We start from the raw sequence: 26,018 nt of genomic DNA, 5'->3' as shown, positions 1-26,018 counted from the left end.
ATTATCACTCAGCTTAAAAAGACCCAGTACTCAGATTCACTATCACTCTTGTCGATATATCCATTTGTACCCGAGCCAGAAAGTAATTCCTCTCCATCTGACGTTTCAACACGATAGTTGACATTTGAAGAGAAACTTAACGTTCTGTCGTAATACTGAGTGATCATTGCCATCTGCTTCAATGACGCAAATGGTAGGTCGTTTGCCCCTGCCGTCATCGTCCTTTTTACTTTGCGCAAATACATCGCTGTCGTACCGTACTCAATCTTCCCTGCCTCCAGCCGCAGATAGCTCCCGCCGCCGATAAGCGTGATACGCTTTTTCCCGGCAAACGAGATGTCACTTGCCGAACTCATCGTCAACTTTTTCTCCGCAAACAGCCGCATGTTGGCGTTCTGCGCCTGGACCTCCACCGGCCCTTCCCCTGACTTGACGCTCAGCTGACCGGTACGGGCAAAGAGCCCCAGCTTCTCTCCGGTAAGCAGGGTCAGATTGCCCATAGCGCCTGTGCTGATATCTCCGCCAGCATTAATGGCGACGTTTTTGCTGGCGGCAATTTGCAGATGCTCACCGCTGGTCAGCGCCATCCCTTCCGGGGCGGACATCAGCAGCGCCTCATTGAGCGGTTTCAGCCGCTGTTCGAACATCCGTATCTGGCTGTCGACATCCGCTTTCAGCGCCTGCGCCTGCTCTGCCGCCATTTCCAGCTGTTGCAGATGCTGATTAAGCCGGTCGATTTCCTTCAGCGCGGTGTCCATGTCCAGTGCGTCACCCTGCGCTTTCGACTGCACAGCCGTAGCAACCAACAGCCCCTTCCCGGCGCGAATAACGCCGTGTTCGTCGGTGCGCAATTCTGAGCCCGTGCCACGACGCTGCCCCTGGCTGTCCACCAGGTGTCCGCTGTTGAGCTGAGTTTTCCCGTACTCCGTGGCGAGCTTGATGTGTTCCTCGCCGCGCTTATCCTCCATCCGCAGCTTGTTGTTCGCGGGAGTTCTGAGAATGTTCCGGGTGTGATTGTCGCGGTTCACCAGGTCAGGATGTTCGGAGTCGTGCAGCGCATACGCAATGTACGGCAGGTCAATATCGCCGTTGCTGTAGGCAATCGCCACTTCCGTCCCGTCTGTGAGCGGTGTGTGCCAGCCCAGCGTGTCACCGGCATACGGTTTCGCCATCCGCAGCCACAGGTAGCTGTAACCGGCTTCCGTCCCCTCCCGGTCGAAGTCGAGCTTCACCCGGTAGCGTCCCTGTTCGTCAAGGTGAGCGTAAATATCATTTTTCTCCCGGCTCTCGACCCGGGCCGGAAGCGTGCCGTGGATTTCCGGACGCGGGATTTCCGCAGGGCGGAAACAGTACCGTTCGGTGTAAGGCATGCCCCATAGCGACACGTGCAGACGGGAATCACGGGCTCCCCGGAAGGTCACAAGCGTGAGGACGACGCCTTCTTTCAGGGCCGTAATGACATCCCCCTGCGGCTCCAGCACCTGCCCCGGCGTAAGGTGTGAGGCATTGCTGAACAGGTGGATACGGGCTGATTTATTGAGTTCCCGCTCGTGATGAAGCCGGGCATAAAACGCGCCGGATTCGGTTTCCGGCTCAGGGCTGGCGTCATCACCCGCGTCACGATAAGGCGCGGCGTAACGGTAATGTTCCCCGGTGGTGACCGCCTCATTACGCACGCTGACCGTCGCATCCATCGGCGTGGAGGAAGTCCGGTAGTTGTAATCACGCGTGGCGACGGTGCCGGTGGCAATATTGTGCCAGGTCCGCACATCCCAGACCGATTCTGCTGCGCCGTCAAACAGGCCCGATGGCTCGCTGTAGGGCAGGCGCACATCAAACCGGTAGTGAAGCTGGCTGTCGGCAAATATGTACGTATCCAGACCGCGCACGTCGTCCATCTCCGTACGCCAGAAAATGCCCACCTCAGACAGAATGCGCTGAATGAACTGCAAATCCGTTTCCCGCCACTGGGTGATAATCTCACGCGGAGGATATGTGCGCTCCAGCCGGAATTCAAAATCAGGTCCCTCCAGCCCGTGTTTGCGCAGCACCTGCTCCACCACCTCCGGAACAGACTGGTTCTGAAATACGGCGCACTGCCGGGTGTATCCCAGGAGCGCCAGGCGGGAACTTAGCGTGAGCCGGTAACGGGACTGGTCCTTTGAGGTGGAAAGCCATTCCAGACGGGTCACTATCCCGTGAACACTTTTGCCGCTCCGCATCCGGAAGGTGGCATATTTCATCAGCACCTGTTCCGGGGGGATGTTCGCCTGCCCGGAGGTGAACTCAATGTCCCACCGGAACGGCTCGCTCAGGGCTTCCCTTCCGCGAAAGCACAGAACATCCGGCTTCACTGAACTGTCATTGATATCCAGAAAATATCGGGTCTGTCCGTCGAAAAGCGCCAGCCAGTTATCCATCACATCACTCCTTTACCGGCACGAGGCTGAGCCAGCCCTCGCCCAGTTCAATCGTGCGGGGTTTGTCCGGGTCGAGGTCGTCACGGGTCAGCACCAGACGCCAGCGGTTGTCCTTCTGATCCGGTCGGTTAAACAACCCCACCACCGCCACGAACTGAGTGTCCTCATCCATGGGCATATTGAGCGTCACGCTGCCTTCGGGCATCACCAGCAGCTCTTTTGATGCCAGCACGTCGTCCTTAAGTACCGTATCGGCCTTGCGCAGCAGCGTATGGTAATCAGCGGCATCAACCGCCTTACGATCCCGGAGCTGATAAACCCGCACCATGGTCGCCAGCGGCGTCTGTGCGCCATCGGCGTTGATGGCCTTGCGCGGGGTAAAATCCAGATGCAGTGTTTTAATTTTCTTGTAGAAGATGGATTTCGTGATGCTGACCGTACCGTCCGTAACGGTCTGAGTCAGACCGCAGCCAGCGAGCAGGCTACAGGCAATAAGCGTCAACGCCCAACAGCGGGTTACTGTTGCCATTCAAAAATTCCTTAATTGTAAGTGGGAATACGTGATTAGTCGAAGCGATAATGTCCGTCTTCAGCGGGGGAGAAAGCAGAACATTGCAACCCTTCATAGCGGCCCAGACTGACGGTCAGAGTTTCCCGGTCATTGCTGAGCTTGCCTTCTTTGAGACCCAGTAAACCGGTCCGGCCCAGCTGAATACGCCTGCCTTTGCCCAGGCGCGGCTCAGGCAACAACCACACGGGTACAGTGAGGCGCAGTCGGGCATTGCTGCGGTAACCAAGATAGACGCGCATCAGGACCAGCAAATCGGTATGGAGGATGCCACCGGGTAACCAGCCTTCGGCTTCGCCGGGATCTTCCGTGACCAGTGTCACCAGCACTCTGCTACAGGCTTCCCTGCCCGTTTTACCCAGCGTGGCCCGCTGCGAAAGGCGGATGCGGTTTCCGGCACCCAGCCCACTACGGTTATCGATATGGACCTTCACCGGATCCGGTTCGGTGATAATTGCCCGGGTATTCGGTGCCAGCAGGCTCACCAGGGCCCGGATGCCTTCTGCATTGCGGGTGGGTAATCGCATGGTGCCCAACAAGGCCAGAAAGCGGGAAACCGGCGTTGCCACCTGCTCAGCCGTGCCCGGTATACCGAGTCCCACCAGCCCCAGCAGACACTGTGATGTGGCATCGCGGCCACCCGCCTCGAAGGTCGCCGGATAGGCGTATTTTCGCCAGATCCGGTAATACTGCGTGGTAATCCGGTGGCTAAAAATGTCCAGAAATGAGGTGACCGCCTCATGGCCTTCACGACGCTGCGCAATGTCATCCAGATAGGACGTTGGCAGAGGGGAGTCCACGCCATACACCCCGAGAAATGTCGTGCGGACCGTTGGGGGTAATGTCGGATGGTCTTCGTCGGTCTCAACCGCTTTCAGGGTACTGACCGGGAATCCCATACCAGGCCAGGGCCTGAACCGTACCGGATCGTCGCCCGGATGGCTGGTGGTGCCCAGTTTCGGCGCGTCCGGATTTTCCTGCTCCAGCAGTTGGCAGAAACGATAGAAATTGGCCCGCCAGATATCTTTGTTAAGGGCTAACGTCAGCCCGGTACGTGCTGGCTGTGATTCTCGCGCCATCTCAGTCGTTTTCCTGTCGGTTGCAGTACCAGCGTGAGCTGGTTAAAGAGGTGAACATCGGCATAGAGCGCGAAGAACCGGTGCAGCATCTCGCCGAAGAGATTCACATCGCCTTCGCCTGTAAAATTATCCATGTTAGTCGTAAGATTAATAATCATTTTAAAGTTGGGGCTTGATGTGGTTTTATTGACAATGGTGAATAACCATTTATTTTTCTCTTGTACCAAGCGTTATTTCCTGTATGCGACTGGAGTCTATCCAAGAGGAGTAAATTGTCCCGTTTTTTGCTTGATATTTAATATGCGAAGCACTCCCTGAGTTGTCTTCGACCTCTACATACTCCCCTGGCAAAATGAATAAACCTTGACTTGGAATAGATAACTTATCATCTTTATAGAACTGCAATCGAGCAGTACCAATAACTTTGTAGACTGTTTTTTTGTTCAAGCAGTTAAGATATACTGAAGCATATCTTTCATCAAACTTTAATTTTTCTGGTTTATCTAGGTCAATAGTAATGTCTTCCAAACTGAATTTGAGATAATCATACTTCATCCATAAAAGAAAACCTTCGCCCGGAGTGTCGACGGATTGCTTGTTATTGAATTGAACTTTAGCATATATATTATCATTACTGACACGGTCGATGTCTGCTGTAATCAGATCTCTGTCCACTTTCAATTCATTTATCAGATTTGCATCGCTGGAAGCCACTATTTTATCTAGATATTTCGAGCAATTATCAAAATCATCATCAGTAACACCTGAAAATGCTGAGATAGAGTATGTTAGTAACAATAGAGGAAATACTTTAAACTTGATCATTGTTTAGTCTCGGAAAATTCGTTAGTAAATTTAGGTATAATCGCCCCACATTCTTTTCTATATAACTTTTGTGCTGAGTCTTGGGTTGAATACCACCGAGCATAGTTTCCGTCGTGCTTATTGATGTAATACACAATATATTCCATAGAGCTTTCAACGGAATCGAATACTACAAATTGCTTTGGTTTATCCGTGACTTGGATATTACCTCCCTGTCCACTTAATCCTTTTCCTTCTTTTTTACTCCAAATCCCCGTTGGCTGATATTCTGGGTGCTGCGCAAAAAAATCAGAACTCCATCCATATGCTGGCGGAGTGCCATGTACTTCCATTCCTGGAGCACCACAATGCTGGTATTGACCAGAAGTAAAATGTGTCGTCTCAATGCGAAACATTCTTTCAACTATTACAGACATGTCTTGACCATAATTATCATATATCTTACGTAAAGCATCTTTCCCGTCTTGCACAGTAAAAAGTCCCACATGTTGTTTTTTTATGTTAATAATCGCCCCCAAAAACATTATTGGGTGCATATGCCAAAGTTCGGGTCCCAGTTTCTCAGTCGTGACATCCTGCATCCATACCATCTTATCGAGAAAATCTTCGCTGTACTTCTTCCATTCCGGCGCTTCTTTCTTCAGCGCATTCAGGAACGGTTGCCAGATAGCATCGCCTTTTTTGAAGTACCAGTCGCTGGGATGTTTTACGATAGTTTTCTGAATGACCTCACGATAGTCAGGATTATGTAGAGCTCTCCAGTATTCCATTGGAGAATAACGATCGCTTCCACTGTCTATTTTATCAAGAAGGCGCTGATAATTATGCTTTACCAGGGCGTGACTGGTTCGCGTATCACCGGTCGCGGCCTCGTAAAGTGAGTTGATAAGGCTGCGGAAGAATCCAACAGGCTGATTCTTTCCATCAAGGTAATCAAAGCTGGTCGGTTCTGCGGTTTCAGTTCTGAAACCAAGCTTTGCCAGATCATACTGTGACAGAAGCTGCGGTTCTGCCTGGCCTTTGGGTACGTAGGCATTCTCTGGTCGCAACTGCCAGTATTCCTGTCTGGTCGATTTATCGACTTCTGTCTGCACTTGTTTCAGTGGCAGGATCCCTGTTCTGGTCGTTACTCTGGTATCCTTTGTGAATGTACCGGTTGCAACATCCTTTTTGTACAGCGCCAGGCCAGGAGTGTATTTCAGCCAGAGCGGATTCTTTTCTCCCGCCTGTTCGGGATTGGTCAGAAACTTTTCCAGATTGTCATCCATGCTCGTGCATTCAATATGTACCTGGTATCGGGCCTCATATTCCCCGTCCTTAGGTGCCTGATAATATCCCATATGACCAACAGGATCACCGGCAGTGATGGAGAACGGAGACGGACACACAACCTGGTCAAATTTCATGGCCTCTTTGGCTGGAGGCATAAGCTTGCGCCACCATGACGGACCAGCGCCGGGAGCGGGTTTAATATTATTATTATCCACTACCACCCAGTAACGTTTACCGAGGATCAATGAGGTACTGACCTTTTGCTTATCATCTGTATTACCATCGGCATCAGGTAAACTTTTCAACGTCACAAGACCATACCGGCGCTGGTTATACCCCGCCGCGTTAAGACTGGTATCAGAGGAGTCCCATTCAACGCCTGCCCCCACAGGCATATAACCTGCAATCTGAGGCTGAAGTTGTTCAGAAGTCAGTTTTGCCGTGAGCCAGTCCATTTCAGAAAACGCTTTAAGTGTATCCTGAGTAATCCACTGATTTTCCGATTCCGACTCATAAGCAGAATACGGAGCCAGGTGCATATACAGGGTATAGAAATGAAGCCCGCTGGATTCCGTTTCACCCGGCTGAATGTAGTGTTTTACCAGGACGAATGAACCGGAGAAACTCAGCGGTCCGGATTCCCATGCAATCGTCTGATAATCCTTGCAGATACGATAAGCAACCACTTCCCCTTCAGCCATGCATCGAATCGCCTGCTCACCTTTAAAGGGAACCGGGAAATCCATCGCTTCAAGAGGAGATTTACCACTGAGTGCGCACCACGGGGTCGTGGCTTCGGTGATATGGATCCCGCCATGCCACATTCCACTGCGGCCTATCGCATATTGTCCGGTAGACTCCCCCGCTAAATGGGAGAGAATATCTTCCTGGTTACTAAATTCCTTCCCCCGGTTGTTAGAGGGAATTGGCCAGACAATTTTGGGTAACACAGACACGATTCACACTCCCTGTCAGTCACTAAACGATTTACAGACGACCTGATTGACATTCATGATCTCAGCCAGGTCGAAAACCGACAATAAATCTTCCGCTGTTAACGAATCAGGTTCATCTTTAGCTGGGCTTGGGTTCTCGTCCTCTTCACAAGCTATGTCTGCATCAATATGTGTATTCAAACTCTTAGGCATAAGCTGACTCCATTTTATAATTTAGGGCTAACGTCAGCCCGGTACGTGCTGGCTGTGATTCTCGCGCCATCTCAGTCGTTTCCCTGTCGGTTGCAGTACCAGCGTGAGCTGGTTAAAGAGGTGAATATCGGCATAGAGCGCGAAGAACCGGTGCAGCATCTCGCCAAAGAGATTCACATCGCCTTCGCCTGCAAAATTATCCATATTCAGCGTGACCTCTATGTCCACGCCCCGGAGCATAAAGCCCTTCTCAAAACGGCGGATCAGGGTGTGCTTCACGGCGACTATCGCTTCAAGCCGACGGCGGTTCATTTCATCGTCGGTCCAGTCATACAGGGCCAGCGTTCCCCGCAGGACCTCCGGATTGTCCATCATGCTGAGGAAGTTTGAGCCCAGATGACTCATCACCCGCCAGTGAAAGCGGTCGTTTGCCGGGGGATACAGCGGCATCGTTGGCGCAGTGACGTTCAGGACCCTCACCGGCACCTTGCCGGTTTTGACCACCCTGTCCAGCAGGGTACTTTCCAGCGCTTTGCGCGGAAGCTGGCCGTTGGTGCCGGTTATTCGCATCGAGAGGGAATCTGGTTTCTCAGACAGCTGCTCCAGTTCGAACGAGCGGCCCCCGAGAATTAACCAGGTGTCATACAGGCCAGAGGGACCGCGTTTCACGCGGGTGTGGTAATAACGTTCAGGGGCATCGTGGCGCATCATACCGCCCCGGTGTCGGAAGCTGGTGAACGGTACATAAGGATGCTTGCCATTCTTCACCGCGCCGTGAATATTATCGACGCTGTAAATCTCGGTGTGACCATCCTGAAGACGCAATGGCCTGAGCAGGTATTCGTTCTCCAGCGGGTTAAGCGTCAGCGGGTCGGCTTCCAGGGCAAAAAGGTTGATAACCGGCGCACAGTGCAGCCGGAAGTCTTCCGTCTCAAAGGGCAGATCGGATGACCAGGCTTCACTGAGTACAATGTCGATTTCAAACCAGGTGCTGGCCGCAGTGAGCCCGATAGTGTCGAGACCGCGCAGCTCCACAAACATAAACCTTGGACGGAAGCTGAAATACTCCAGCAACAGCTGGTAACCACTGAAGGCCGTATCGGCTTTTTTCCACAAGCCGTCATTGTCATCGAAGCCCATGGGTTTGCACCAGCCATCAAACTGATGACGTTCAGTATGCGTCCCGGCATGACGCGCATACATGGCATGTACACGCCGGGTCATTGCCAGATGCAGCGCAGAACTCACAGGACTCTCTGCGTTAAGGAATATGGCGACCTTGTCGATCCCGGCTTTACTCCAGTCCACTTTTTCAGGGCATTCGAAGCGCAGACGGATAGCAGAGCGGCCATCGGTTTCAGTATGCAGGCGGGCATCTGCAAGGTGCAGCGGTTGTAGCGGAACATCGCGGGTCGTCCGATACTGACAGGCGGTTTTATGCGGCCCGACAGGACGTGACAAAACGGAAAAGCCTTCAGCCAGCATTTCGGCCTGACGCAGACCACGCCAGTCAGGCGAAAACTCAACGATGGCCAGAGACGGGATAGTCCGCATATAGTGCGGCCACAGCAGACTCACCAGTCCTTCAGTCAGTTCCGGCAGATCATCATCCAGCTTTTCTCGCAGACGGCCCATCAGGAAGGCAAAGCCTTCAAACAGGCGTTCCACATACGGGTCCCGGGCTCCGGGCTTATCGAGATTGAGCATTGCCGCCCGGTCCGGATGTGCCCGGGCAAATTCTTTTCCTGCCTCGCGCAGATAGCGCATTTCGGCTTCAAAATAGCGCAGGGTTAAATCATCCATGCTCGGTATTCCTGATAGTTAACAGACAAAATTCAGCCACACAGCACCATGGCACGGGCAGGATCGATGGTAATCAGCCCCGCCAGCAGGACATCCATCTCAGGCATCAGCCGGATTTTATCGGACTCGCTGCGACCGGCTTTCATGCGCAACAGTTTCAGACGGCGGGCCTGAACTTCGAACATCAGGCCCGGCTCCCAGTCCCCCATCGTCAACTGCGCCGCACCGGATGTCAGTTCAGCCAGCAGATGAAGCGCCATGTCGTTACGCCCGTATTGTTCCGCAACACGAGCCATCAGCAGACGTATCAGCCAGCGATTTCGCGGAGAGTCCAGTCCGGGGCGGGTCTGGAGCCACGTCAGAGCCGCTTCGGGCCCCTCACTGTCACCCTTCTCCATCGCCTCGGCCTCAAGTGACAGCACCTCATCCCCGTTTACCGCCGCGGACACGACCGGCTCGCTACCGAATGACAGCCCTTCCTCATTCACCTTTTCCGCAATCCATCCAGTTGTCACCTCATCGGCAAACGGGGTACCGTCATTCCAGGCCAGGCTTTCAAGCCCGGGCAGACGCCTGAGGAGGAACCGAAGATCCAGCAGGACTGACTCCGCCAGGTTCTCCCAAGGCTGTCCCGCATGGCTGAGTCCCTGCCAGAGGTACCACTGGAGATCGAGCCAGAAATGATTCACCCCTTCGCAGTACATCTGGCTGGCCTGCTCCACCAGCTCAGCCCAGCTTTTTTGCAGGTACAGACGCTTCAGCTGCGCCCGGTACTCTGGTTTAGGCGGAATCAGCCGGGTACGACCACTGCTGTCCAGCGGTGGAATTTGATCGACGGTATCCCAGCGAACGGTTTTCATCAGCCGGTGAGAGGCCAGCCACCCCTGGGGTTGTTCTCCGAGCCAGCGGGAGAGTATCTTTGCCTGATCCAGCAAATCGCGCCCCGACTTTACGTCCGTCAGCAGTGGCGACGGAGAAAAGACAGCGTCATGCCCTCTATCCTGAGTGCTGCTGTTCTGGGGGATTAGCGCTGTCACCCCGCCAGAACGCGCCAGACGGTTTTCCAGCGCGCTACAGAGGCCAGCGAACGCGGGTTTTTCATTTTCAGGCCAGTCTGAGACCGCCTTACTCAGCAGGCTGACCGCTCCGGCCGTCAGGCTGGCATCTTCCCGATCCACTTCCGGCCAGCGCGAGAGCGTATCAAGTACTTTTGTACTGTTGAGCCACTCCAGCGCGGCTTTCCTGGCATTCGGGCGCAGCGGATGGCAGTGTCTGCCGTAGCGGCACAACATCGCGACCAGCAGCAGTATCCCTTCCGCCAGGCCTTTCTCGCCGTCACGGCTCAGCCGGGCCTGGGTATACCAGGTGACGACACGGATATCTTTGGCGCTTTCACACAGTATTTTTTCCGCCAGGGTGCAGAGCAGATCCGGATCGGTGCCCGAGAGTTTGTTGATTTCTTCGCGCATCAGCTGGAAATCGTCGTCACTGGCCGGATCGTCACCCGTTTCCGCCCCGGGGCGGACCGGTTTTAACCAGTTCTCCCAGAGGGACAGGGTGCCGGAGGCGCTTTCAGTAAGGCGCAGCTGCGCCTCGTGGTTTGTGGTGCATGCCGATAACAGGGCTTCCGGTGAACTCATGTTTTTCCTTGTCTTATCGTTATTCGACGTCTTCAACGCTGGCCGCAACCGTAAAGATGGTTTCAGGCAGCGTAAATCTCTGGAGCTTCAGCAGGGCAAGCGGACCGTCACCCAGCTCACTGCGCATAACAAACTTCAGCGGATTTCCGTCCGGGGTGATCCAGACCAGCTGCGTGCGGCTTGCATCAAGAGGTGTAATTAATGCCTTATCCAGCAGCCGGATGAATCCCCAGTTCCCCTGATGGCTGGTGTAGAGCTGCATCCCGCTGTTCACGCTGCGCCAGCGAAGGCTGACACCCGGATAATATGTGTTTCCCGGCCAGGTAAAGCTCTGCCAGCTTTCCATCTGGTTAAAGAAGTCCAGGTTCTGCTCATCAAGCGTCAGCTGCATACGGGCCACATCACGGGAAGGACGCGCCATTAATTCAAAGTGAACGCCCGCATCGCCCTGGGCAAAAACGATATCCGACAGTTCCGCCAGCTGATTAATCGCCCGGAGAAAATCCGGACTGACAACCATCCCCTGACTTGCGGAAGGATCAACGACCCAGCGATTCCCTTCCTGGTGGAGGATCCCGCCGAGATTCGTTTTCAGGAAGGTCGTGATTCGACCCGAGTCGCTACGCAGGAACTGAGACAGTAGCGGCAGGGAAGCATCGCTGCCGGTGGCTTTAAACGGGTACCGTCCCGCAAAGGCCTTATTCCACTGATCGACAATGGTTGTCTGCCAGCGGGCATTGAGGCTACCCGCAGCAGGGGCAAGAACCTGCCGCCAGGCCAGATCCAATGGTTGCACAAACAACGACTGGCCAAATCCGTTCCACTCCTGCCCCAGGCTTGCCGCAACCAGACTGCCATAATCGCGGGTATCGGTCAGATCGATGGCTTTGCCCTGGAACACGGTCTGGGCCAGCATCTGCGACATAGCCTGCGGATCCGGGGCGCTGGTGACCTGCTGAAGCTTCAGCCGCACCTGGGTTACGCGAGCCAGCCAGGACTGGAAACTGAGGTTACCGTTGGCACCGGTGCCCTCTTTACCTTCCATCAGCCCCATCAGCGGGCCAAACACGCCATCGAGCGGACCTTTAGGGCCCTGTGCCTGTTCAATAAACTGTCTGGCATTTTTTTTCTGACCGATCAGTTTTTTCGCTGAGTCCACTATCGAATCAGCCAGTGCCTCACCCTTTTGCCCTGTTTTTCCCTGCCAGGCCAGCGTGTTCATCAGTGCCACCAGCGGTGACTGGCGGACATCGCCGATCAGACTGAGCTGGGCAATCGCTTCGGAAAGTGACGTGGCTTCCTGCCACTGAATGCTGTTGACCATGTTCAGCCAGGCGTTACCAAAATCGGTAAAATAGCGTTCTGTCAGACGGGCTTTCAGCGCCTCCGGGGAGATATCGCTCCCTGTCTGGTGCGTCTTATCCGTCAGTACCCAGTCAATTTCATCACGGCGGGTTTTGACGACCTCGTTAATCGCATCCTGAACCTGCTCTTCCCAGGCCTGGCGTGTAAACATTCCCGGGACGACTTCGTCAGTGCTGAATACCGTTGAGGCATCGGTGTCGCCGGTCATATCGGCAAGCGTTAAATCAGGCCAGTTGCTGGCCACGCGCTTCAGCATGTCCTGATATAACCCGGACTCAGCGTTCCGCTGGCCAATCTGCTTGAGCAGGATCTGACGGACCGTGCTGATTAATTCAGCGTCAGGCTTAATTTTCCATTCCGGATGAGCCGGGAGGTTCTGCGCATAAAAGCCCAGCAGTTTCGGTGCCAGGTCCTGCCATGTGCCATCCGGCACATTCTGACGCTTCGGCCAGGCTACCAGTACGTTTTTTGCCAGCCAGTCTGCGTCTGCTTTGTCAGGACGGGCCAGCATCAGATAACTTTTGAGTACGTCGTAGGTATGCTGTGTGCCCTGCGTTCGGGCATCACTGGCAGGAGGAAGTTGCACAAACGCATTCAGCTGCTGCCTGAGACTATCTGCTGTGGCATCCCTCATCAACTGTACGTTATTTTTCGCATACAGGGGCCAGAGTGCGGCCAGCGTATCGCTGTCCTGATTAAGACCAAAACGGGTGTACCATGGAGCACCGGTCGCCTCACGATGTTGCAGACGGGCAATCGCTTGCTGGAGGACGAGCTGGTTGTGCAGGCGTTCAGCAAGTGGTTTTGCGGTATCCGCTGCCTGCCTCGCTGTTTCCTGTGCCTCATAAATCTGGGTACGGTTAACGATCAGGGACAGCAATGTACCGGTCCCCCACAGGACAATCAGGGAAAGCAGAATTAATCTCAGCAACTTCAGCCAGTCGAAGCCCAGCCTCCTGCCGCTGACGGCATCACAGTCATCAATGACGGCTTTCCATGTCGGTGTGTCGAGGCGCGTGTTCGGTACCGTTCCGGCAACGGCCAGTTCAGGGCTGAACATGACACCGCGTAAACGCAAGGCCGCAGATCCCTGCATCAACCCACTGAGCAAAACAGTCAGACTGGCTTTCAGTCCGTGTTGCAGACGGGAAGATAACTGGAGCAGGCCGTTATGAGCCGGATTATTCAGTAACTGTGCCATACCGACTTTTTGCAGGCGCTGAAACAGCGTAGTCAATGCCTTATCCGCCTCTTTTACAGTGCCTTCCGGTCCGAATATCACCCCTGTCGCAGCCGTGTCTGCGTCCTGATGAGCACCTTTGGCTTTATCAGCCAGCCACAGCCAGACAGGCGCCTGCCAGCCCAGCTGATGATCGGCTTTCTGACGGCAACGCAAGAAAGCATCCCGTTCGCTATCCGTCGGGAGGGCTGAAGTACTCATCACCTGAATAATGCCATCAACCGGCTGGCCAGATCGCAGACGCTTCAGTTTTGAAAGGAAGATCTCATCCGGAAGTGACTGCGCATCACCGCCATAAATCAGCACGTTACCGTCACCTTCCTGCCACAGGTCATGACACAGACCCGGGGCCGCTTTCTGGACGTCGTCCGGGTTGCCCATCACCAGCAGGAGTCGTACCTTACGCTGCCATCGGCGTCCATAGCGAAAACGCAGGTGTTCGGACACGGCATCTTCGCTGAAGACCGGTTCATCGTCATCTTCTTCACCGGGAATGGTGTTCGTCACCGGAGTGATACTCTCAGCCTTTTTCTGACCCCACTGGAAATACAACCCGGATTTACCGGCGAAGTCGAAAGCCTTCTCTGTAAGCCAGCCGAGTAAAAACATCGCGGCAACCATAATGGCGCAGAATGTGAGTATTCGTTGACCGTCATACGGTCCGAAGCCGGTGGCTGAGGCCACATTCTCCGGAAAGGCATAAAACAAAAATGCCACGATGGCTGCCAGGAAAAAGGCGACAGTCACAACTGAGCCGATGAGAGTTTTTACTTTTACCTTAGACATTCTTAGGCGATTCCTTGCGAACTTCTTCTTTGGTGATGACGGCGACCCAGATGTCGTCTTTATCAGCGGCGGGTTGTGCTGCGATAACCTGCGTCCCTCGTTGTTCAACGTCAGCATTAGCAAGCGTGATGGCCAGCCATGGAGCAGCATGGCCGGTATATCCCAGCACGGGATCAATACTGAAATTGTCTTCTGAAAGACTAAATTCCACTTCGCTCTCTTCGCAGGCATTATTCCAGCCGCTGCCCGACGTCAATGTGTGACCGGAGATCCAGCTTCCTTTGAGTTCATTGGGCAGGGTCTTCGACCAGAGCAGCGCCCGGGTAAGTGTCTTTGTGAGCGTTGTTTCTGTTCCCCTTTCGGGGCGATGAAGGCGAAGCGCATCCGGCCAGGCATGGGCTTTGCGGTTGCTCAATACCACCATTGAGACAGCATCAGCATCTTCTTCCCGGGGAGACGCCGGTAACGACAGCGTGATGGCAACCAAAATGCCCGGGGTGTCCCATCGCTTGTCCAGCCAGGCATCAAACGCCCCCAGTCCTTTTCCGGCCATCAGGCGAAAAATCCTGCCCGTCTTGAGTGAGAGATCGGCTTTAAGCTGCTCTTCAAACAGGGGATACAGATCGTTATCACAATCCAGCACCAGCCAGCATGGCAGCTCGGGCGGAAGCGGCTTAACTATCCCCTCTACACGTGTGGTCAGTTTATTAACCGCTGCATTCAGGGCCTTCGTTAAATCAGTCTGATATTCTGGTAATGCCGCGTATCTGACCGGTTTGTCACATCCTCTTGGGCGAGAGAATTCGATAACAGGAGCTGCGACTTTCATTGCCTTCAGCAGGTCATCGGCTTTGTTTCCGGCCGGAGCCTGGATGTGCGTACCGAGGATCCAGGCGCAGCGCTGACCGCGCAGAATTTCACTGTCAATAAGCGCTTCTCGCTCGACATTACGGGACTCGGCCCCCACCTGTTCGGCTTTGTAGGCAAACCGGCGTAAGCCGAAAATAAGCCCCCAAGTGCAAAACGGGAGGCCCAGCGCGGTGAACCAGAAGACAAATCCGGTTCGCTCTGACGTCCAGCACCATAGCGTGAGCGCTATGCCCCCCAGCATGACAAACGCGAGGAATAGCAGCCAACGACCGGTGCCGGGACGCGCTACCTTAGGAGCCTTTTCAGGGATGGCATCCAGCCAGACGGGCATAATCAGGCAACCTTTGCAGCGGCAAAGGAACTGATCAATGTGCAACCACAGGCGCATTTATGACCGTGAAATGCAACCGGGATACCATGATCAAGATAATCAGGATTGCCTTCTACGATAGTTGTAGGGCCATGTCCCGGAACCGGGCAGGACACTTTGTCGCCTTTACGGGCAACGCCAATACCGCCGAATTTCATCGTTTCTGAGGCGGTCAGTACTGAACCACCGTGGGTAGTTTTATCGCCTTTGCGGATAATCTGGAGCATTAATAAGGGTCTCTGTTAGTTAATAATTATCATTAGATTAAAGTAACTAGCCTCCAGACATATTAATCCTGAATCTGTTCCAGTAAGTCATTTAACTCATTCACTCTTGAAATATTCATGTCCATACGGCATACGCTGTACATCGGCGAACCGATTATAAACCCTTGAACATCACACCAATTTTCACATGATGCAATCCAGTTTTTTTGCGCCGTCTCGAATTTACTTGTAATGTCAGGCATTTCACGCGCTTTAATGATTTTGTATATTTTCTGGTAAACAATGTTCATATCTTTCTTTGCGGCGTCTGATGCCTGGTCGGCACAACCCATTACAACAGAGTTATTTATATCTTGATTCATTCTGCGGCAATCAGTTTCAATCTTGGAATAGTCGTTTAGTGCAGCATGTGAAATACAAGGGAGTATTAGAAGTAAAGTCAGTGTTTTATTCTTAACCTTCATTTTATTTGAGCACTCCAGTGGAGGCACTGGTAATTTAATTTACCTATATGTGCCTGGCTCTACAATTTAAAAGACCCATTCTGGACTCAATGGCATGTAAATGCTTTTGAATATTCATTCTGTATCATACTCGTCACCATTCCATCGCAAGATATATTTAGGTCCGCAAAAAAATATCCTTTAGACCTTTGTGTGATTTTTTTGATATTCCAATGGATGTACACATATATGCTGCATCTATTGATTTTCCATCATGCATTGTGATTTCGAATGTTAAAGTAGGAGAGTTGTCGAGATTAGACATACATTCCGATTGATCGCAAGTACCTGGTGGTGTTGAACTCAGAAACGTATACTCGATGATATCTTTTTTTACCATCACCATTTAAGTCATTAGTAACGCGACCTATTTGCCCATCGACAAAGCCAGAGTTTTTCAGCTTACTTGCCGTTACCAGCATATCAATATCTTTGGTTTGAGAACATTGAGCATATGTTGCCGATGCCATTAAAATTAACATAGCCTAAGAGAGTTTTATGTTCATTTTAATAATTATCAACCGTCTTCACATAGGTTTTAATAAAATCATTTAGTTGCTCTACACCATCATATTCGCATTGATTTTCTATCAAATCTGTTCGTTGACCTTCCATCGAGTTATATAAGCTGCATCGTTCAGAAATAGACTTCCGTTGACTATTATAAAACGCCATATCAATTGAATACTCCTTGCCAAATTTGGTAATAATCTCTTTAATGGAGTCCTCTGTTTTTTTTGTGCTGGTTTGTATGCAATCGATCATATCTGGATGAGATTGCATCGAGGAATTGCAAACTTGTGGTAATTTTGCAAATGAAATTACTGGCAAGCTCATGGATGATGCGAATAATATAATCTTCATCCTTTAACCCCAATTTCAGCCAATAATTTTAAGATTTGAAATGCTGAGGCTCTTTGTATGAAAAACCTCTGATTTTTGTAAGAATCTAAAAAGTTTATTCACATGTAAACAATACTAATTATCATTCATTACATTTTCAATTTCTCCTGTTTTTTCTCTAAGTGATGGGTCCGTTTTGCATACGCGAAGAGGGAGTGCCTTGAAGTTGAATATTCTTGTTATTTCTTTTGATTCCTTTGATGCCTCAGATAGTATGCAACCACAACCACAACCATATCCGTAGCTATTATTTGTGTTAATAAATTCTTTAGAAGGAAAACCGACTAAATATTCCATTCCCTTTGGTCCTTCTTTTCCTTGGGTTGAAATTGTCCAGTCGCCATCTTTATCCGTCAACCAGTAGTTTCCAGGGGTTTGATTTTCTAGCCACCCACATCTATTTTCTTTAGCATATAATGACGGGGCGATTAGTAAAACTAACAAAGCTATTTTTTTGTTCAAGATATCTCTCCTGCATTAAGTTGTTCTAAAAAACTTTCCGCAGAATGTTTGATTTCATCTACCTGAAGCATTATATTTTTGAATCCATCAAAGCAAAAACCATAGAGCCTGACAATAAATCTGTTTTACTAAATCATTATTGAAATTAATGATTATCAGATTAATAAAGTTCGGGGATAATATCCTGCATAGGCTCCAAATCTAGCGTGGTAGATTTCTCATTTATTTCTTCCCCTGATAGATTAAATGTCTTGAATGTTTCACCACATGAATTGCAACCACCTGCGCCGGATAAAATAATTCTGTCATTTTTACATGAGGCTCCGTAGAAGACGAAATTCATCATTTTTATTTTTTCGTCTTTGCTGTTAATGCGTTCTACAAGACCTGTAAACTTTGATAGATCATGGTTTTCCTTACCAAGGACGAAAATTTGCTTGCTGCAAATTGGTATGTCAAGTTTATCCTGGTCACCCTTAAGGTTATTTACACTACAAAATGATTCGATACTGTATTGAATACCACCGCAAGAAGATTTGAAAACAGTAGGAGTGTTTGCATTACAAAATGCTGGAATTAGTAGAAGGAAAATGATTTTTTTTCATAAATACTCCGGATAATTATCTTCAATAAATTTCGTCATTTCTTCTGAAGTGGCGTGTAAACTTGTTTTACCTAGCTTTTCTTCAGCTAAGTAGACTTAATATTTTTCCATGATCATTTTTTTATTTACTGTTGGTTGACCATGTGGTGAACCAGGTAAACTGGCCCACTCAATACGACATAAATGTATTGCTTCGCTAATCTTGTCCTGCATTACTGCGTCTAATGCTTTTCGACCTGCAATGAGCGTTATACAACCGAGGTCTTGATTACTCTGACTGAAATCTGAGAAAGAATATCTACGTTGCAGATTTCTCCATGTCCCGTATAAAAATTGATAAGCTCCAGCAGCAGTCGAAACAACACCATTAGCTTCATGTCTGGTATTGGGGTGTTTACTAAAATCTGTAAATTTTGCACCAGTAAACATCGTTCTGTATCCGTCTTCCTGAATGGTCCCCTCACCAATGCGGATCATTCGTAGAAATGCACGTAAACGAAGTATTCTAATATTTACATTAGTCTGAATTAGAGAGGCTAAAAATTTTAAGGGGTGCATATGCCACAATGAAGGCCCTAGTTTTTCGGATGTAACATCCTGCATCCATGCCATTTTATCGATAAAATCTTCGCTATAATTCTTCCACTCCGGGGCATCTTTTTTCAGCGCATTGAGGAATGGTTGCCAGATAGCATCGCCTTTTTTGAAGTACCAGTCGCTTGGATGTTTTACAATTGTTTTCTGAATAACGTCACGATAGTCGGGATTGTGAAGTGCTCTCCAGTACTCCATTGGCGAATATCGGTCACTTCCGCTGTCAATTTTATCCAGCAGGCGCTGATAATTATGCTTCACGAGAGCATGACTGGTTCGTGTATCATCTATCGCGGCCTGGTAGAGCGAATCGATGAGGTTACGGAAGAATCCAGTGGGCTGGTTTTTTCCATCCAGGTAATCAAAGCTGGCTGGTTCTGCGGTTTCAGTCCTGAAGCCCAGCTTTGCCAGATCATACTGCGACAAAAGTTGATGTTCCGCCTGGCCTTTAGGGACGTAAGCATTTTCTGGTCGCAGCTGCCAGTATTCCTGTTTGGTCGACTTATCGACTTCTGTTTGCACCTGACTCAGTGGAAGGATCCCCGCCCTGGTTGTTGCCCTTGTATCTACTGTGAATGTTCCTGTTGCAACATCTTTTTTGTACAACGTAAGGCCCGGAGCGTACTTCAGCCAGAGTGGATTCTTTTCTCCAGCTTGCTCAGGGTTGGTCAGGAACGTTTCCAGGTTATCATCCATACTCGTGCATTCGATATGAACCTGGTATCGCGCTTCATATCCGCCATCCTTAGGTGCCTGATAATATCCCATATGACCAACAGGGTCACCTGCACTGATAGCAAAGGGAGTCGGGCATACTACCTCGTCAAATTTCATCGCTTCTTTTGCTGGCGGCATGAGTTTCTGCCACCAGGAAGGCTGTACCACCCCATCTGTGCCAGGTGACAGGTTGTTTTTGTCCACAAGCATCCAGTATTGCTGCCCTGGGTTCAGGGATGTTTTCTTACCCTTTTTCAACGTCTGTTCTGAGAGGCTAACAAAGGTAACAAGGCCATACTCTCGCTTATTAAATGCAACGGTATGGAGGCCGCTGTCTGTTTTATCCCACTCAACAATAGATCCTTTAGGGATCGTGCCCTTGCGATAGCTTTCACTGGTACTTTTATTGTTGGTACTGGCGGTCATGACCCATTCTGGATCGTAGGCAGTAAGCGTATCCTGGACTGTCCACTTTGTTTCCGCCGGATTGACACTATAGGCTGAATAGGGGGCAAGGTGCATATACAGGGTATAGAAATGCAGCCCGCTGGATTCCTTCTCCCCCGGTTGAATAAAGTGTTTAACCAGAACAAACGAACCGGAAAAGCTAAGCGGGCCGGATTCCCACCCAAGCGTGAGATAATCCTTGCAGACACGATAAGCAACCACTTCACCGTCAGCCATGCATCGCACAGCCTGCTCACCTTTAAAGGGGACCGGGAAATCCAGTGCTTCGAGAGGCGACTTGCCGCTAAGAGCACACCACGGAGTCGTGGCTTCCGTGATATGGAACCCGCCATGCCACATCCCACTGCGGCCAATCATATACTGCCCGGTGGATTCCCCCCCGATATGAGAGAGGATCTCTTCCTGATTTTTGAACTCATTTCCCCGACTGTTGGAGGGGATCGGCCAAACAATTTTGGGTAAAACAGACACGATTCACACTCCCTGTCAGTCGTTAAATGACTTGCTGCTGATTTTGTTTTCCTGAGTGATATCCGTCAGGCTGAAATTGGGTGTTTCGTTGGGGAGATTTGCGCCCGATCCAGGTACCAGATAGTCCGACGTCTTCATAATGAACTCACCTGATGAACCATGCTCAATGCCGTTCTTACTCAGCCTCAGGTAAGATCCGCCACCGTTCAGCGTAAGCGTTTCCGGGGTGCTGATAATAATTTCGTCTTCACTACTGGTCACCGTCAGCTGCTTTTCAGAAAACAGTGCCATCGTGTTGTGCTGAGCCTGAATCTCGATGTCTCCCTGGTTGGCGACCAGCTTAGCCCCTTCTTTATGGACAAACATACCCAGGGCTTTTTCTACCGTTACAGACAGATTTTTCATCGCACCGATATCAAGATGATGACCGGCATTGATCATGGTATTGCGGGTACTGCTGAGCTGAAGATGTTCACCTGAGGTCAGTGCCACCCCCTGCGGCGCACTCCCCAGCAGGACCGCAGACTGGAGATCTTTGATTTTGTCGGTCACAAAATTTATCTGGGTACTGATGTCACTGACCAGCGCTCCTGCGGCTTCAGCGGCGCTGTTCAGGGCCTGCATCTGGCTGTTAGCCTGGTTAATCTGACTTATCGCAGGCGCCATTTCCAGCACCGGGCCCTGCGCTTTGGCCTGGGCATCCGCCGTCAGAAACAGCCCTTTTGCCGCACGTACTGCGCCATGCTCATCCGTTCGCAGTTCAAAACCGGCCCCGCGCTTTTCACGCTGGCTGTTGACCAGGTGTCCCAGGTTCAGCTGCGTTTTGCCGTATTCCGTCGCGAGCTTGATATGCTCTTCCTGGCGCTTATCCTCCATCCGCAGCTTATTGTTCGCCGGGGTACGCCACACGTTCCGCGTATGATTGTCACTGGTGACATGGTCCGGATGTTCTGAATCATGCAGGGCATAGGCAATGTAGGGACGATCCGGGTCTCCGCCGTCAAATACGACGGCAACTTCAGTTCCGTCGATAAGCGGTGAGTGGAATCCGTAAGTATCACCGGCATAGGGTTTAGCCAGCCGCAGCCACATACAGGCATAACCCTGTTCAGAACTGCTGCGGTCGAAGTCAAGTTTCACACGGTAGCGCCCTTCCGTATCCAGCCAGGAATAGGTGTCGCCTTTCTGTATGCTTTCCACCCGTGCAGGCAGCGAGCCGGATATCACCGGGCGACTGAGCAGTGCCGGACGCCAGCAGACGGTTTCGCTGTAGGGGATCCCCTCAAACGTCAGCGTAAAGCTACGTTTGCGTGAACCACCAGAGCGCACCGTGGTGATGACGATGCCTTCCCTGACGGCATCGGGAAGCGTTCCGTCCGTTTCCAGTACCTGCCCCGGAACCAGATGAGGGCTTGAGGAATGCCCGGTGACATGATACTGCGTGTTCAGAATGCGTTCGTGGCGCAGGCGGGCGAAGTATGCGCCGGACTCTGTACTTTCAGCGTCACCTGCTGTCAGAAAGGGTTCCGCGTAATGGTACGTTTCCCCGGTGGTGATCCCTTCCTTGCTGAAAATGCTTTCGGAACTGTCCTGCGGCGACAGCGCCTCATGGTAGTTGTAGTCACGGGTGGCCACACACCCGCTCACCACGTTATATGCGGTCTGAATATTCCATATGCTCTCCTGCCCGCTGTCATTCATCCCGGCCTGGTTGCGCAATGGCAGCGTGATGCCAAATTCATACTGCTGCTGGCTGTCCTGAAAAATCACCACATCCTGCTCAAGATGGCTGTCCATTTCATAGCGCCAGTAAATGCCCACCTCCGCCAGCAGGCGCTGGATAAACTCAAGGTCAGTTTCCCGCCACTGGGTGATGAGCTCCCGGGCCGGGTACTCCCTTGAGAGCCGGAACGCAAAGTCAGGACCTTCCAGGCCGTGTTTACGGAGTACCTGTTCAACCACTTCCGTGACCGACTGGTTGAGGAAAATCTGACTGCCCTTTGTAAAACCCAAAAGCGCGATGCGGGGAACGATCTTCAGTGCGTAACGGGTCTCGTCATTTGACGTGGAAATCCGGCGAAATGACTCCACCACCCCATAAACCGTCCGGACCGGCAGCGCCGGTGCCCCGTCAAACATCGGGGTCTGGAAGGTAAATGACGCCGGTTTCAGCAGTAACGTGTCGCAGGCAATATCCGCAGAAGAACAGGTGACTGTCACATCATACCGCCATGGCTGGCTAAGTGACTCAACCGAATTGTAACGCAGAACATCCAGGAAATCGCCGCATCCATGCACATCAACCCGGTAACGTGACTGGCCCAACAGCAGCTGCAACGCATCGGTTGCCCTGTTGATCAGGGAACTGTTCATGACACCTCTCCTTTCGTTTGTTCATCAAACTCCAGCACGATCCCCTCTTCCTCATCCCAGCCGAGCGTCAGGGTATGTGGTTTCTGTTTCGCGGCCATGTGGGTCAGCAGTTGCTGGCTCAGCACCGGCAGAATCTGCTGGTTCAGCAGGCTGTCAACATTACGCGCCCCGGTGTCCGGCAGCAGGCAGGCGGCAGTCAGCGCGTCGTACAGGCTTTCGCTGATATGGGTAGTCATACCATAGTGACGGTTGAGGCGTCTGCTCACCTGATTCAGCTTCATCTCCACAATGGTACGCATCGCTGCCTGCGCCAGCGGACAGTAAATCACCGTCTGGAAGCGCGCGAGCAGCGCGGGCTGGAAGTGGTCCCGCAGGACAGAACGCAGCAGTTCATGCAGGTCCGGCTCTGTCGCCTCCGGCTGTTCCTCCAGCATCTGCATGATGAGGTCGCTGCCGAGGTTGGAGGTCATCAGAATCACCGTGTTGCGGAAGTCAATTTCCCGCCCCTCGCCGTCGCGCATGAAGCCCCGGTCAAACACCTGGTAGAACAGGTTCATCACGTCCCGGTGCGCCTTTTCCACTTCATCCAGCAGCACCACGCTGTACGGGCGCTTACGGACGGCTTCGGTCAGAATGCCGCCCTGGCCGTAACCCACGTAGCCCGGCGGTGAGCCCTTGAGCTGCGAGACGGTGTGTGGCTCCTGGTACTCGGAGAGGTTGATGGTGATAAGGGACTTCTCGCCGCCGAACAGTTCATCGGCCAGCGCCAGGGCGGTTTCGGTCTTGCCGGTGCCGCTCGGCCCCACAAGCAGGAACACGCCCTGCGGGCCGTTCTCCGGCGCAAGACCGGTTTTGCTGGCGCGCAGGCGCTGCGCAATGGCATTCAGTGCACTGTCCTGGCCGACCACCCGTACGCCGAGGTTTTGCTCCAGACTCAGCAGTTCGGTCTGTTCGTCCTTCATTAATGAGGAGAGCGGTACGCCGGTCCAGTCGGCGATAACGGTGGCAACCGTACGCGCGTCCACATCCAGCCCCAGCAGCGGGGTATTCTGCTGCACGGCAGTAAGCTGCATCTGAAGGTCCGCAATCTCTCCCTGGCGGGAGATATCCGTGCGGCAGGCAAGCAGTTCCTGCGTCAGCGCCAGCTCCTGGCCGTACCGGGTTTCCCGTTCGTCGAGCTGTAAAATGATGGCGACTTCTTCCTCTCCGATGGCAGCCAGACGTTCGCTGTGGGCGGTATTACCCACCGCGATATCCTCCAGCAGCGCCTGCTTCTCCATAGCCAGTGCCGTGAGCTGCGCCTTCATGCGTGTCAGCGGTTCCGGCACCGTATCCAGGCTCATACGGACACGGGCAGAGGCGGTATCCAGCAAATCCACCGCCTTGTCCGGAAGCTGGCGTCCGGTCAGATAGCGTCTGGACAACGTGACGGCGGCTTTAACCGCTTCATCGGTAATATGCACGCCATGGTGCTGCGCGTAGCGTGACTTGAGTCCCCGCAGCATCAGGCACGCGGTGACGTCGTCCGGTTCGTCAACTTTCACCATCTGGAAACGACGCTCCAGCGCGGCGTCGCGCTCAAAGTACTGTTTGTACTCGCTCCAGGTGGTGGCGGCGATGGTTCTGAGCTCACCGCGGGCGAGCGCCGGTTTCAGCAGGTTGGCCGCATCGGCGCCGCCCGCCTGGTTGCCCGCGCCGATAATGGTGTGCGCCTCGTCAATAAAGAGCAGAACCGGCAGGGGTGACTGCTGCACCGCGTCGATGATGTTTTTCAGGCGCTGCTCGAATTCCCCCTTCACACCCGCCCCGGCCTGTAACAGGCCGAGGTCAAGGGTGCGCACCGAGACCGGCTTCAGCGCGTCCGGCACATTGCCCTCATGAATGCGCAGCGCCAGTCCTTCCACGAGCGCGGTCTTACCCACCCCCGGTTCGCCGACCAGAATCGGGTTGTTCTTGCGCCGCCGGGAAAGAATGTCCACCATCTGGCGGATTTCATTGTCGCGGCCACAGACCGGGTCGATTCTGCCCTCACGGGCGCGGGCGGTGACGTCGAGGGTGAACCTGTCCAGCGCATTCTGCAACGCCGGGTTCAGCTCTCCTTTTATATCCGCATTCACCGGACGGCCGACAAACTCCACCTCATCGCCCTGCGTAAGCTCCGCTTCCTGCTGCACCTCCGGGCGCTCATCCGACTGCGCATCCAGAAGTCCACGCAGGCGCTCAAGCTGGCTCTGCGCCAGCGTCAGCAGCGGCCACAGGCCGTCACAGCGCAGCAGTTTCGGGTTTTCCACCAGAGCCATCAGGAGGTGAATGCTGCGGATGTGCTCTTCCCCCGACAGCGAGGCGTGCAGCCAGGCGTCCTGCATCAGTGACTTCACGCCCTCCGAAAGCTGCGGACGGCTGCGCACTGACCGTGGCAGGCTGTCCAGAAAACCCAGCATATCCTGCCATATCGTATCCATATCCCATTCGTAGCGCCGCGCCAGCACCGTCAGGTCGCCCTCACCCTGCTCCAGCAGTTTCAGCAGCCAGTGCTCAGGCAGTATTTCCGCATGGGCGCGGGTCTGGCACAGGGACGCGGCCCCTTCCATCGCGCGGGCACAGTAAGGATTAAGACGGCGTAACAGGATGGCTGGATTTTCCATGAGACTCTCTCTTTATCAGTTCCGGACACGCTACCGCCCGTCGCTGTTCCCTGTTATTCAGGAACCCAAAGCGCATCAGGTCGGGCAGGCAGATTGTGTTTTTCTTTGCTGACCACCCGTCAGTGCAGGCGCTCAGCAAAAAAAGCAGACGGCTGACCGTCTGCTCGGGGCTCTTACGCAGTGGCGCGTTCGTTCCAGGAATCGGAATGAATGATGTTGCCGTCCTTGTAGGTCCAGGTGATTTTTTCGTAGCGCAGTTCAATCTGCTCGAGGTGGTTGTGCTTCTCGAAAGCAGGATCCTTGATGTCATGCATCTTCGGATTCACTTTCACCAGCTTCACGTTCTCAAGCTTCGTGTTGAAGTACTCCACTTCCTGGCCTGCGTCATTGATTCTGTACCATTTGAACTCGGCCGATTTCAGGGTCTGGCCGGTCGTCACCGCCTTGTACAGGTACGGGCTGGAGGAGTCGATTTCCTTGGTGAACAGGAAAGGCGTGTGAATACGGGTGCCGGTCAGCTTGCCGGTATTGTTATCGGTCGGGATGTACAGGTTGTGCTCCTGGGCCACCACTTCGATACTGCCTTCACGGTCTTTCACGTCCACGGACCCTTTGATGTCCGCGCCGCCATCGTCCTTCAGCCACAGATAGACTGGAATTGCCAT

General features: G+C 52.6%; 17 protein-coding genes and 1 pseudogene. All 18 read right to left on the bottom strand.

All coding sequences use genetic code 11. The features are described 5' to 3' along the window. Positions 1–8: 8 nt before the first annotated feature. Positions 9–2,420, bottom strand: coding sequence for a type VI secretion system tip protein VgrG (locus tag ACOTZP_RS00945; RefSeq protein ID WP_332976892.1), 2,412 nt, complete (start codon positions 2,418–2,420; stop codon positions 9–11). A 4-nt stretch (positions 2,421–2,424) separates the two neighbouring features. Then, positions 2,425–2,949: a type VI secretion system lipoprotein TssJ gene (tssJ, locus tag ACOTZP_RS00940; protein ID WP_404346941.1), complete on the bottom strand. Its 525-nt coding sequence runs from the start codon at positions 2,947–2,949 to the stop codon at positions 2,425–2,427. A gap of 35 nt (positions 2,950–2,984) precedes the next feature. Continuing rightward, positions 2,985–4,067 carry a type VI secretion system baseplate subunit TssG gene (tssG, locus tag ACOTZP_RS00935; RefSeq protein WP_271074694.1) on the bottom strand — a complete coding sequence of 361 codons (1,083 nt, stop codon included), beginning with the start codon at positions 4,065–4,067 and terminating at the stop codon, positions 2,985–2,987. Next, positions 4,031–4,219: pseudogene (locus ACOTZP_RS00930) on the bottom strand (type VI secretion system baseplate subunit TssF); the annotation flags it as partial. The pseudogene ACOTZP_RS00930 and the gene tssG, both read right to left, overlap by 37 nt. A 55-nt stretch (positions 4,220–4,274) precedes the next feature. Continuing rightward, positions 4,275–4,892 (bottom strand): hypothetical protein, encoded by a 618-nt coding sequence (locus tag ACOTZP_RS00925; RefSeq protein WP_271074693.1) that lies wholly within the window; start codon positions 4,890–4,892, stop codon positions 4,275–4,277. Continuing rightward, positions 4,889–7,120, bottom strand: coding sequence for a hypothetical protein (locus ACOTZP_RS00920; protein ID WP_271074692.1), 2,232 nt, complete (start codon positions 7,118–7,120; stop codon positions 4,889–4,891). The genes ACOTZP_RS00925 and ACOTZP_RS00920 overlap by 4 nt, the downstream gene beginning before the upstream one ends. A gap of 225 nt (positions 7,121–7,345) precedes the next feature. After that, positions 7,346–9,115, bottom strand: a complete 1,770-nt coding sequence (tssF, locus tag ACOTZP_RS00915) for a type VI secretion system baseplate subunit TssF (protein WP_271074691.1) — start codon at positions 9,113–9,115, stop codon at positions 7,346–7,348. A gap of 32 nt (positions 9,116–9,147) precedes the next feature. Further along, positions 9,148–10,755 carry a type VI secretion system protein TssA gene (gene tssA, locus ACOTZP_RS00910; protein ID WP_271074690.1) on the bottom strand — a complete coding sequence of 536 codons (1,608 nt, stop codon included), beginning with the start codon at positions 10,753–10,755 and terminating at the stop codon, positions 9,148–9,150. Between the two features lie 19 nt (positions 10,756–10,774). After that, a complete protein-coding gene (locus tag ACOTZP_RS00905) occupies positions 10,775–14,146 on the bottom strand; it encodes an ImcF-related family protein (protein ID WP_271074689.1) in 3,372 nt (1,123 codons plus the stop codon). Beyond that, positions 14,139–15,347 carry a hypothetical protein gene (locus ACOTZP_RS00900; protein WP_271074688.1) on the bottom strand — a complete coding sequence of 403 codons (1,209 nt, stop codon included), beginning with the start codon at positions 15,345–15,347 and terminating at the stop codon, positions 14,139–14,141. Before ACOTZP_RS00900 ends, ACOTZP_RS00905 begins: the two co-directional genes overlap by 8 nt. Before the next feature lie 2 nt (positions 15,348–15,349). Then, positions 15,350–15,613 carry a PAAR domain-containing protein gene (locus ACOTZP_RS00895; RefSeq protein WP_032418592.1) on the bottom strand — a complete coding sequence of 88 codons (264 nt, stop codon included), beginning with the start codon at positions 15,611–15,613 and terminating at the stop codon, positions 15,350–15,352. Positions 15,614–15,675: 62 nt separating this feature from the next. Beyond that, positions 15,676–16,077 (bottom strand): lysozyme inhibitor LprI family protein, encoded by a 402-nt coding sequence (locus tag ACOTZP_RS00890; protein WP_271074687.1) that lies wholly within the window; start codon positions 16,075–16,077, stop codon positions 15,676–15,678. A gap of 546 nt (positions 16,078–16,623) precedes the next feature. Next, positions 16,624–16,980: a hypothetical protein gene (locus tag ACOTZP_RS00885; protein WP_271074686.1), complete on the bottom strand. Its 357-nt coding sequence runs from the start codon at positions 16,978–16,980 to the stop codon at positions 16,624–16,626. Positions 16,981–17,094: 114 nt separating this feature from the next. Further along, the gene (locus ACOTZP_RS00880) at positions 17,095–17,481 is read right to left on the bottom strand and encodes a DUF4087 domain-containing protein (RefSeq protein WP_421633581.1); all 387 of its coding nucleotides are present in this window, start codon (positions 17,479–17,481) and stop codon (positions 17,095–17,097) included. A gap of 700 nt (positions 17,482–18,181) precedes the next feature. Continuing rightward, positions 18,182–20,335: a glycoside hydrolase family 104 protein gene (locus tag ACOTZP_RS00875; RefSeq protein ID WP_271074684.1), complete on the bottom strand. Its 2,154-nt coding sequence runs from the start codon at positions 20,333–20,335 to the stop codon at positions 18,182–18,184. Between the two features lie 15 nt (positions 20,336–20,350). After that, positions 20,351–22,708, bottom strand: coding sequence for a type VI secretion system Vgr family protein (locus tag ACOTZP_RS00870; protein WP_421633580.1), 2,358 nt, complete (start codon positions 22,706–22,708; stop codon positions 20,351–20,353). Next, a complete protein-coding gene (gene tssH / locus ACOTZP_RS00865) occupies positions 22,705–25,353 on the bottom strand; it encodes a type VI secretion system ATPase TssH (protein ID WP_271074674.1) in 2,649 nt (882 codons plus the stop codon). Before tssH ends, ACOTZP_RS00870 begins: the two co-directional genes overlap by 4 nt. A gap of 173 nt (positions 25,354–25,526) precedes the next feature. Further along, the gene (hcp, locus tag ACOTZP_RS00860; RefSeq protein WP_022651331.1) at positions 25,527–26,018 is read right to left on the bottom strand and encodes a type VI secretion system effector Hcp; all 492 of its coding nucleotides are present in this window, start codon (positions 26,016–26,018) and stop codon (positions 25,527–25,529) included.

The organism is Enterobacter cloacae complex sp. SYL001, assembly GCF_049237025.1.
Taxonomy (GTDB): Bacteria; Pseudomonadota; Gammaproteobacteria; order Enterobacterales; family Enterobacteriaceae; genus Enterobacter; species Enterobacter intestinihominis.
Note: the sequence above shows the minus strand (reverse complement) of the source record. Positions and strands in the feature narration are given on the sequence as shown.